We start from the raw sequence: 9,647 nt of genomic DNA, 5'->3' as shown, positions 1-9,647 counted from the left end.
CCCCCCCCCCCCCCCCCCCGCCCGTTGGTTCGGAAAGGACGGAGGGTTCCCCGCCCCCGCCGCATCAGGCCATGTGCAGCTTGACGTACTCGAAGTCGCCCGGCTTGTTGTCGATGCCCACCTTCGGCGGCGCGATCCAGCTGGCGTATTTGCCCGGCTCGTAGACCGGCTTCATCAGCGACTGGATGTAATCCCCGTCCGCATGGGTCGGCAGCCACTTGGTGAGGCCCTTGTCGTATTCATCGCCCGAAACATGGTTGCCGTCCGGGTCGAAGTTGTGGCCCGCGAAGATACCGATCTTGCGGTTGAAGGCCTGGTGCGGCAGCTTCAGCTCGAACTCGATCCCAGCCTTCTCGATGATCTTGTTCCAGCGTTTCACGCCGCCCGCCGCGTCGCGGATATAGTCGTCACGCAGACGCATGTTGATCGCGGTCAGCGCGGGCACGTCCTTTTCGACGATCTTGCCATCCTCGAGGTCGAGCACCTTGTAGGTGTCGTTCTTGAGCATGTGGTCGTCGTCGATCCGGTTCTCCATGTACCGGCCCTTGATGCCCGCGTTGAAGGCATTGGCCGCGTTGGTCGAAACCTCCTGGCCAAACAGGTCGAGGCTCAGCGTGTAGTGCAGGTTGAGCTTCTTCTGGATGGTCGGCAGGTCGATCACGTTCAGGTCGCGGATCTTGCCCACATCATAGGGATCGGTGATGCCCGCCTTGTTCATCGCCTCGACGGTGGCCTGGATGGTGCGGCCGACGCCGGTCTCGCCCACGAACATGTGGTGCGCTTCCTCGGTCAGCATGAAGCGGCAGGTGCGCGACAGCGGGTCGAACCCCGACTGTGCCAGCGATTCCAGCTGCATCTTGCCGTCACGGTCGGTGAAATAGGTGAACATGAAGAAGGACAGCCAGTCCGGCGTTTCCTCGTTGAAGGCACCCAGCATCCGCGGCGCTTCCTCGCTGCCCGACGAGCGGATCAGCAGGTCATCCGCCTCTTCGCGGCCATCCTTGCCGAAGTATTTCTGCAGCAGGTAGACCATCGCCCAGAGGTGGCGGCCCTCCTCGACGTTCACCTGGAACAGGTTGCGCATGTCGTAGAGCGACGGCGCGGTCAGGCCCAGGAACCGCTGCTGTTCGACCGAGCCCGGCTCGGTGTCGCCCTGGATGACGATCAGGCGCTTCATCAGGTTGCGGTATTCCCCCGGCACCTCTTGCCAGGCCGGCTGGCCGGCATGTTCGCCACAGGGAATGGTGCGGCCTTCGACCTGCGGCGCCAACAGCACGCCCCAGCGATATTCCGGCATCTTGACGTAGTCGAACTTGGCCCAGCCCTTGGGGTCGACGCTGACGGCGGTGCGCAGGTAGACCATCGATTCCTGGAAGTTCTGCGGGATCAGCTTGTTCCACCAGTCCAGGTAGCCGGGGTGCCATTTCGACAGCGCCTTCAGCACTTTCTTGTCGGACGACAGACCCACGTTGTTCGGGATCTGGGTGTCATAGCTCACGTTGATCAGATCGAGCATCTCTCTCTCCCTTTGGGTGTGGTGTCACGGGAACGGCCTTCGCCGGGGCCCGCAGGGCGGGAAGGTCCCCGCCATGCCGAACGCGTCAGACGCGTTCCATGTTGTAGTCTCCGCGCACGCCGGTGCCATAGCGCTGCAGCGCGCCCTCGGCCCCCACCGCGTTGGGGCGGTTAAAGATCCAGTTCTGCCAGGCGGTCAGGCGACCAAAGATCCGGGTTTCCATCGTCTCCGGCCCGGCAAAGCGCAGGTTTGCCTCCATCCCGGTCATCGCATCGGGGCTGAAGCTGGCGCGCTCTTCCATGAAGATCCGCACCTCGTCTTCCCAGTCGATGTCATCCAGGATCATGGTCACAAGGCCCTGCTCATCGGCCTCCTCGGCCTCCAGCGCCTCGCCGATCTTGCCTTTCAACTCCTCGACATGCTCCGGCTCGCCCAGGAAACGGGTTTCCAGCCGGGTCAGGCCGTTGCCCATCGGATAGGGGCCAAAGTTGTCCTTGGTCAGGGTGATCGTCGCCATGTGGCGGTTGTCGCCCTCGAACTCGTCTTCCATCATGTAGCTGCGGTCCACCGCGAACAGGATCTCGGCCAGCACGCCGACGTAGCATGATCCATGCTCGACGAAGGCCGCCAGCGAACGCGAGGTCACATCGATCCGCTTGAGCGTGCGTTTCCAGTAGTGACGCACCTCGTTGGCCAGCCAGTGATCGGCATTGTCGGCCATCAGCGCCTCATGCGCGGCCAGCTTTTCCGGGTCGCCCTGGGTGCGGAACACCCACAGACCGATTTCCATCTCGTTCAGGCGCAGGTGCAGGATCGCGTCCTCAAGCTCTCGGCAGAGCTTCAGCATGTAGGCCTGGTCGCCCTGGGCAACAAAGGCGTCCATGTCGGCGGGCGCGTCCTCTTCGGGGCCTTTCAGCGTGATCGTCGCCTTGCGGCCCTTGCGGTCGATCTCGACCTCGACCAGCGAATAGCTCACCGCGTCTTCGGTGATGGTCCGCGCCAGCGGACCCAGCTGGATGCCCTGCGCCACGTCCGCCTTGTCCGAGGCCGCGGCGAATTCCTTCGCCCGTTCCATCACCGTATCATCGAATTTCGAGTTCGGGATGACCTCATCCACCAGGCGCCAGTCCTTGGCGCGCTTGCCCTTCACGCCCTCCTCGATCGAGCAGAAGATATCGGCCAGATCGCGCCGCACCTTGCGCTTGTCGGTGACGCGGGTCAGCCCCCCGGTGCCCGGCAGAACCGCCAGCAGCGGCACCTCGGGCAAACCCACCGAGGACGTGCTGTCATCGGTCAGCATGATGTGGTTGCAGGCCAGCGCCAGTTCATACCCGCCCCCGGCGCAGGCGCCCTTGACGGCGGCAATGTATTTCTGGCCGCTCTCCTCTTCGGCGGCCTCGAACCCGTTGCGGGTCTCGTTGGTGAACTTGCAGAAGTTCACCTTGTGGCTGTGCGCCGCACCGCCCAGCATCCGGATGTTCGCACCGGCGCAAAACACGCCCGGCTTGCCCGACTTCATGACCACGGTCTTGACCTCGGGGTGCTCGAACCGCATCCGCTGCACGACATCGTTCAGCTCGATGTCCACGCCCAGGTCGTAGGAATTGAGCTTCAGCTTGTACCCCTCGAAGAGCCCCGCGTCCTCGTCGACATCCATGATGAGCGTGGCCACCGGGCCGTCATACTCGACACGCCAATGGCGGTATTTTGTCGGGTCGGTCTGAAAGTCGATCATCTTGGTCATCGGGTCCTCCCTGGTCGCGAAGCTGCAGCCAACTTACATCAAAGCGGAAAGTAAGTAAACTTATGTATGCACAATAGAGCACAAAATAAATCGTTTAAACTCAGTTACTTTGACAAATATCTGCCAATGGTGACCATTGTTGTGCATTATTTTGCACACCTCAACTCCACTTCCAGGGAATCGAGCATGGCGTGGACGCGACCCGCGCCAATGCCCATGACCTGCGCCTCGCGCGACGGGGGCAGCAGCCCTCGCGCGATCCCGCACAGCCGCAGCGCCGCCCCCGGCCGCATCATCTCCTGTTTCAGAAAGGCATTGGCGGTCTGGATCAGCGCCTGAAGGAAACGGCGGTCCTGCCCTTCGGGCAAGGCCATCCAGATCGGCTCCAGCACCTCATGCGCTTCCCAGTAGAAGCCGCTGTCGATGTAAAAAAGACCGTGGCGGAAAGCCTCGCTTTCCGCCATCTCCGCCGGGGTCATGCCCTGCCGGGCCGAGGCCCTGATGTGATCGAACGCGCCCTCCGGGTGCCGGGCGTTCTGTCCCGGCACATGGGCGTGGGTCGGCCTGTGCCAGGCCGACATGGTCACGCGACCTCGGGTTCGGCGGCTTCGATCCGCTCCAGCCAGGCGCAGAACTCCGCGATGCCCGCAACCACCTTTTCCGGCTGGTCCAGGTGCGGCGCATGGCGGCAGTCGTCCAGGATCAGCGTGTCCACCGGCGCATAGCTGCGGTTCTCGACCTCGTCGATCTGGGCCAGCGTGCCGTACTGGTCCTCCCTGCCCTGCACCGCCAGCACCGGGATCCGCAGATAGTCGATCACGTCGCCCACGTTCCAGGCTTTGAAATCCGGGTGCAGCCAGCTGTCGTTCCAGCCGTGGAAGGTATTGTCCGGGTCCCGGTGATAGCGTGCCATCTTCTCGCGCAGGTCGGTCGTCTCATAGGCCTCTTTCGCCTTGGCGATCTCGGCCAGCCCCATCTCCTCGGTAAAGAAATGCGGCGCCATCAGCACCAGCCCGCGCACCCGCAGGTCCGACACGCTGCCCGCGTAAATCGCCGCGATGGTCGCGCCGTCGCTGTGTCCCACCAGCACCCCGCGCCGAAAGCCGATCGCCTCCAGCACCTCGGGCAGCACGTCCACCGCCTCGCGCGTCATGTAGTCCAGCGGGCGCGGCAGGTCCGCCGGGTCCGACTGGCCATAGCCCGCGCGCGAAAAGACAAAGACGCCAAAGCCCGTCGCCTCGGCCAGCGCCTTGGGGAACTCCCGCCACAAGGCGGTGCAGCCCAGCCCCTCGTGCAGCAGCACCAGCGTCGGCGCCTTGTCCGGCGCGGGTCCGTAGCAGGCGTATTCCAGTTCCTTGCCGCCGGCGCTCAACCGGCCGCTTTCCGTCCATTCAGCAGTCATGCCGCCCCTCTCAGCTTGAATCGTTGAATTTTCCCCGTCGCGGTTTTCGGCAGGTCCTCGACCACCTCGATCCAGCGCGGGTATTTCCACATGCCGATCTTGTCCTTCACGAACTCCTTGAGCCCGTCGACCGCAGCGGCCTCCTGCCCTTCCTTGAGCACGACAAAGGCCTTGGGCTTATCCAACCCCTTTTCATCGGCACAGGCGACCACCGCCGCCTCCAGCACCGCGGGATGTTCCACCAGCGCCTGCTCGACCTCGAAGGGACTGACCCAGATGCCGGAAACCTTGAACATGTCGTCCGTCCGCCCGCAGTAGACGTAGCGCCCTTCGGGGGTGCATTCGTACTTGTCCCCGGTGCGGGTCCAGTGCCCCTCGAAGGTCGACCGCGACTTGTGCCGCCGGTTCCAGTAGCCGTCCGCCGCCGAAGGCCCGCGCACCAGCAGTTCGCCCACCTCGCCCTCGGCCACATCCTCGTCGTGTTCATCGACCAGGCGCACCTCGTACCCCGGCACGGGTGTGCCGGAGGTGCCATAGACGATCTCTCCGGGCCGGTTGCTGAGAAAGATGTGCAGCATCTCGGTCGAACCGACACCGTCGACGATCTCCGTCCCGGTCATCTTGAACCAGCGCTCCCCGACCTCCCTGGGCAGCGCCTCGCCGGCAGAGGTGCACAGCCGCATGGCATGGGCCGGAACACCCATCTTGTCCATCGCGGCGTTCATCGCGGCATACAGCGTCGGCACCCCGCAAAACAGCGTCGGCCGCTCGGCCTCCAGGATGGCAAAGACCACCTCGGGCGTGGGCCGTCCGGACAGCAGCACCGTCGTCGCGCCCACCGCCATCGGAAAGGACATGGCATTGCCCAGCCCGTAGGCGAAAAAGATCTTGGCGACGGAATAGACAGTGTCCTCTTCGCGGATGCCAAGCACCTGCGCGCCGAAGGTATCGGCGGTGGCCTTCAGGCTGGAATGGACGTGACGCACGCCCTTGGGCTGCCCCGTCGATCCCGAGGAATAGAGCCAGAAGGCCATTTCGTCCTCAAACGCCTCGACCGGTTCCTCGACCGGCGCATCGGCAACGAAATCCTCATAGCTCTCGGTGCCCTCCGGCGCCGCGCCGATCACCACGACGGCCCGCAGAAAGCGGTTGTCCTCGATCGCCGGCTTGACCGTCTCCCACAGCTTCTCCGACACCACCAGGATCGAGGCCCGGCTGTCGCTGAGGATCGACTCGTAGACCGTGGCCGACAGAAGCGTGTTGAGGGGCACGGGGATCGCCCCCGCCTTGAGCGCCCCCCAGAAGATCACCGGAAATTCGACCTGGTCCTGCACGATCATCGCGATCCGCTCTTCGCGCCGCACCCCGTGGCGATAGAGCGCGCCGGCAAAGCGGCCCGTCTGCTCGGCCAGCTCGCCGTAGGTCAGGCTGCGCTTGCGGCCGTCCGCCTCGCGAAAAGCCACCTTGTCGGCGCGCCCCTCGTCAACGTGGCGGTCCACGAAATATATCGCTGCGTTTCCATTCATGACTTGGCCTCCTCCTGCCGGTCATCCCGTCCCTTATCCGGTGCAGCGATCCTCCCCGATCGAACCGCACCCATGACGCGCCGCGACGATCCAGCCTGCGGACAGCGCGGAATCGTCATTTTGATAAGCGTACACCTTATTTGCGCGATATGCAATTTGATGCAACAAGTATGAGGAGATTCCAAAAATGTGCATTATAATGCGGAAAGCAACGTGAAAACCGGGCTCAGTCGCCCTTGGGCTCCGCATCCACCGGGCCCCCGGCATTCTCCTCGATCAGGTGCAGCGCGGCGTTCAGCGCCTGCACCTCGGCCGGGGACAGCCCCTGCATCAACCGCCGATCCGCCGCCTGAACCGCCTCGTAGGCACGCCGATGCAGCAACTCGCCGTCCTCTGTCGGATGCAGCGCATAGGCGCGCCGGTCCCCTTCGGCCTGGCACCGCTGGATCAGACCCGCCGCCTCCAGTTCATCCACGATCTTGACGAGGTTGGGACGTTCGATCGCCAGCGCATCGGCCAGTTGCGTCTGTCGCAGCCCCGGTCGGTCCACCACCACGGCCAGCGCCGAAAAGGTGGTCCGCCGCAAACCGAAAGGCGCCAGTTCCTGCGATATGGTCGACAGCATCTGCACCGTGGCACGCCGCAGCCGATAGACCGTCAATTGCCTCAGACCCGCATCCGGTCGTTCCATCCCCGACCCTTTCTTCATCTTGTCGTCCCGCCAGACCTCGTACAGCAGGCGGGGCGCATCGCGGCAGACCTGCCCGGCAACGCCGGACAAAAGACAGTATCATGACAATATGCGTGCTTGTCACTTTCGTTTGCCCGTCCGATCATGGCCCGATGAAAGACATTTACACAATGCCCGGCCACCTGATCCGACGGCTGCAACAGCTCTCGGCCTCGATCTTTGCCGAACGCATGCGCGAAGCGGGTGTCGACCTCACCTCGCCGCAGTTCGCGGCCCTTGCCATGCTGCAGGAACATCCCGGTATCGACCAGGCCACTCTGGCCGGGATGATCGCCCATGACCGTGCCACCATCGGCGGCGTGATCGAACGGCTCTGCGCCAAGGGGCTGATCGAACGCCGGACCAATCCCAAGGACCGCCGCGCCAAGGTGCTGGCCCTGACGCCCGAGGGCGCCGAGCGCATCGCCCACATCCGCCCCATCGTCGAAGAGATGCAGCGCAACCTTCTGGTGGGACTGGACGAGGACGAAAAGCGCGAGTTCATCCGCCTGGCCACCAAGGTCGCCATCGCGGGCAACGATCGCACCCGCGCGCCGCTGCGGATGCCGCCGGAGAAGCCCGCGACCAAGACCGGGACAGATTGATCCCGCCGCGCGCCCGTGCCATCCAACGCGACAATCGCCTTGAGGAGGGGAACATGTCGGACACCATTCTTGTCGCCGATCACGGCAGCTGGCTGGAAATCACGCTGAACCGGCCCGAGCGGCTGAACAGTTTCACGCCGGAAATGCACCTGGCCCTGCGCGCCGTCCTGACCCGGGCGGCGGACGAGGCCAAGCGCGCCGTCCTGCTGACCGGCGCCGGGCGCGGCTTTTGCGCCGGGCAGGACCTGGGCGACCGCGACCCGCGCAAGATGGATGGCCCGCCCGACCTCGGTGAGACCGTCCGCAACTACTGGGCGCCACTGGTCCGCCAGATCCGCGCGCTGGAAATGCCGGTGATCTGCGCCGTCAACGGAGTGGCCGCCGGGGCCGGATCCTCGGTCGCGCTGGCCTGCGACATGGTGCTGGCCGCCGAAAGCGCCAAGTTCATCCAGTCCTTCTCCAAGGTCGGACTGATCCCCGACACCGGCGGCAGCTGGCACCTGACGCAGTTCCTCGGCCGCGCCCGCGCGATGGGCCTGGCCCTGACCGCCGAACCGCTGCCCGCGCAAAAGGCCGAGGACTGGGGCCTGATCTGGAAGGCGCTGCCGGACGGCGCCCTGATGGACGAGGCGCGCAAGCTGGCGGCCCGGTTCGCCGAGGGCCCCACCTTTGGCTATGCCCGCACCAAGGAGGCGATCACCGCCGCCACGACCAACACGCTGGACGCGCACCTGGACCTCGAGGCCGAGCTGATGAAGGCCTGCGGCGAACACCCCGACTATGCCGAGGGTGTCGCCTCGTTCCTTGACAAGCGCGCGCCGAAATTCACCGGCGAGCGCTGACTCACAGGTCCACCTCGTAGCCCTGTTCCACGACCTCCGTGCCGAAACTCACCTTCGGCTCGGAGCGGACCAGCCGCCAGCCCGATCTTTCGTACAAGGCGCAGGCCGCACGGTGGCTCTGATGCGTCCAGAGCGCCATCCGGCGATAGCCAGTTTCCCGCGCGAACCCCATGCAGGCCTCCAGCAAGGTCCGCCCCAGCCCCTTGCCCCGCGCCTCCGGCACCAGCAGGAAAAGGCGCAGCTTGGCGGTCACCTCGTCCTCGCGCACGCAAAAGATACTGCCCAGCCGCCGATCCCCGTCCCACGCGATAAAGGATCTTTCGCAGGCCGGGTCATGATCGCGCGCGAAATCCTCGAGGATCTGCCGCACAAGCACCGCAAAGCTCTCGTCAAAGCCCTCATCGCGGGCGTAAAGCCGCGCGTGCTGATCGACAAGCCAGTCGATGTCGCCCGGGCCAAGGTGTTTCAGGTCGATTGTCATGCGGGGAAGAAACCCCCGCACCGCTTGCAAATCAAGCCTTTCGCCGCTAGGTCACGACGATCTTTCGCGGGTCTCAGAGAAGGCAGAGGCAGATGGGCATCAACGACGAACGCGACATCGAGGCCAACCTCCAGATTGGCCCCACCGACGCCGGCATGGTCCGGCTGTTCATCCTCGCCGACGGGATCGAGATCCCGATGGACTTCGACCCGGTCGAGGCCGAGGAAATCGCCGAGGAACTGCGCGCCGCCGCCGCCACCGCGCGCAAGGCAAAACCGAAGAAACGCTAGGGTTTGGGCACATGCTGGTCCAGAAAGATCCGGTTTCCATCCGGGTCGACCAGCGTCATGCAGGCCGGTCCCGCCCCCTCGTCGTCCGTGCCTTTTTCCGGCTCGATCCCCTGCGCACGCAGGCGCGCCTGGATCTCTCGAATGTCGGTGAAGTCCGACAGAACCTCATCCTCGGACCGCCAGCCGGGGTTGAAGGTCAGCATGTTGCCGTCGAACATGCCCTGGAACAGGCCGATCACGCTGTCGCCGTTGCGCAGGATCAGCCATCCCTCGTCGACCACGCCGCCGATCGGTCGGAACCCCAACGCCTCGTAGAACGTCTTTGAGGCGCCCAGGTCACGGACCGAGAGGCTGACCGAAAACGCACCAAGTTCCATGGCAATTCCTTTCCGATGACAAGGGACCGTTCCCGACATCGTGGGCCGGATCCGTCCCGCCCGGCAACCCCTGTCCGGGCCCACCCGCGAAATTGCCCCCCGGTCCCGTCAGCCCCGGTCCCGTCAGCCCAGGT

The 9,647-nt window shown here is 64.7% G+C and carries 11 protein-coding genes; 3 read left to right on the top strand and 8 right to left on the bottom strand.

What is annotated here, in order from left to right:
• Nucleotides 1-64 precede the first annotated feature (64 nt).
• From boxB to RBB42_RS27505, 6 genes are all read right to left on the bottom strand, one after another.
• Nucleotides 65-1,516 (bottom strand): benzoyl-CoA 2,3-epoxidase subunit BoxB, encoded by a 1,452-nt coding sequence (gene boxB / locus RBB42_RS27530; RefSeq protein ID WP_305970722.1) that lies wholly within the window; start codon nucleotides 1,514-1,516, stop codon nucleotides 65-67.
• Nucleotides 1,517-1,601: 85 nt separating this feature from the next.
• A complete protein-coding gene (gene boxC / locus RBB42_RS27525; protein WP_305970723.1) occupies nucleotides 1,602-3,260 on the bottom strand; it encodes a 2,3-epoxybenzoyl-CoA dihydrolase in 1,659 nt (552 codons plus the stop codon).
• A 146-nt stretch (nucleotides 3,261-3,406) separates the two neighbouring features.
• Nucleotides 3,407-3,841 (bottom strand): DUF309 domain-containing protein, encoded by a 435-nt coding sequence (locus RBB42_RS27520; RefSeq protein ID WP_305970724.1) that lies wholly within the window; start codon nucleotides 3,839-3,841, stop codon nucleotides 3,407-3,409.
• Between the two features lie 2 nt (nucleotides 3,842-3,843).
• A complete protein-coding gene (locus RBB42_RS27515; protein ID WP_305970725.1) occupies nucleotides 3,844-4,662 on the bottom strand; it encodes an alpha/beta fold hydrolase in 819 nt (272 codons plus the stop codon).
• Nucleotides 4,659-6,188, bottom strand: a complete 1,530-nt coding sequence (locus tag RBB42_RS27510; RefSeq protein WP_305970726.1) for a benzoate-CoA ligase family protein — start codon at nucleotides 6,186-6,188, stop codon at nucleotides 4,659-4,661. Before RBB42_RS27510 ends, RBB42_RS27515 begins: the two co-directional genes overlap by 4 nt.
• 226 nt (nucleotides 6,189-6,414) lie before the next feature.
• Nucleotides 6,415-6,969 carry a MarR family winged helix-turn-helix transcriptional regulator gene (locus RBB42_RS27505; RefSeq protein WP_305970727.1) on the bottom strand — a complete coding sequence of 185 codons (555 nt, stop codon included), beginning with the start codon at nucleotides 6,967-6,969 and terminating at the stop codon, nucleotides 6,415-6,417.
• A 62-nt stretch (nucleotides 6,970-7,031) separates the two neighbouring features.
• On the opposite strand from RBB42_RS27505, the gene RBB42_RS27500 reads away from it, so the two are divergent.
• Together RBB42_RS27500 and paaG are read left to right on the top strand one after the other, a co-directional pair.
• Entirely contained in the window at nucleotides 7,032-7,523 is a 492-nt protein-coding gene (locus RBB42_RS27500; protein ID WP_305970728.1) for a MarR family winged helix-turn-helix transcriptional regulator, read from the top strand.
• A 53-nt stretch (nucleotides 7,524-7,576) separates the two neighbouring features.
• Entirely contained in the window at nucleotides 7,577-8,365 is a 789-nt protein-coding gene (gene paaG, locus RBB42_RS27495) for a 2-(1,2-epoxy-1,2-dihydrophenyl)acetyl-CoA isomerase PaaG (RefSeq protein WP_305970729.1), read from the top strand.
• Nucleotide 8,366: 1 nt separating this feature from the next.
• Here paaG and RBB42_RS27490 read toward each other — a convergent pair whose 3' ends face one another.
• A complete protein-coding gene (locus RBB42_RS27490; protein WP_305970730.1) occupies nucleotides 8,367-8,846 on the bottom strand; it encodes a GNAT family N-acetyltransferase in 480 nt (159 codons plus the stop codon).
• A 92-nt stretch (nucleotides 8,847-8,938) separates the two neighbouring features.
• On the opposite strand from RBB42_RS27490, the gene RBB42_RS27485 reads away from it, so the two are divergent.
• Nucleotides 8,939-9,136, top strand: coding sequence for a DUF6324 family protein (locus RBB42_RS27485; protein WP_043138168.1), 198 nt, complete (start codon nucleotides 8,939-8,941; stop codon nucleotides 9,134-9,136).
• On the opposite strand, the gene RBB42_RS27480 is transcribed toward RBB42_RS27485, so the two are convergent.
• Entirely contained in the window at nucleotides 9,133-9,513 is a 381-nt protein-coding gene (locus RBB42_RS27480) for a VOC family protein (protein ID WP_305970731.1), read from the bottom strand. The genes RBB42_RS27485 and RBB42_RS27480 overlap by 4 nt on opposite strands.
• Nucleotides 9,514-9,647 lie beyond the last annotated feature (134 nt).

The sequence above is a fragment of the Mameliella sp. MMSF_3455 genome (assembly GCF_030733205.1).
In the GTDB taxonomy this organism is placed as follows: domain Bacteria; phylum Pseudomonadota; class Alphaproteobacteria; order Rhodobacterales; family Rhodobacteraceae; genus Antarctobacter.
This window is presented reverse-complemented; position numbering and strand designations above follow the sequence as displayed.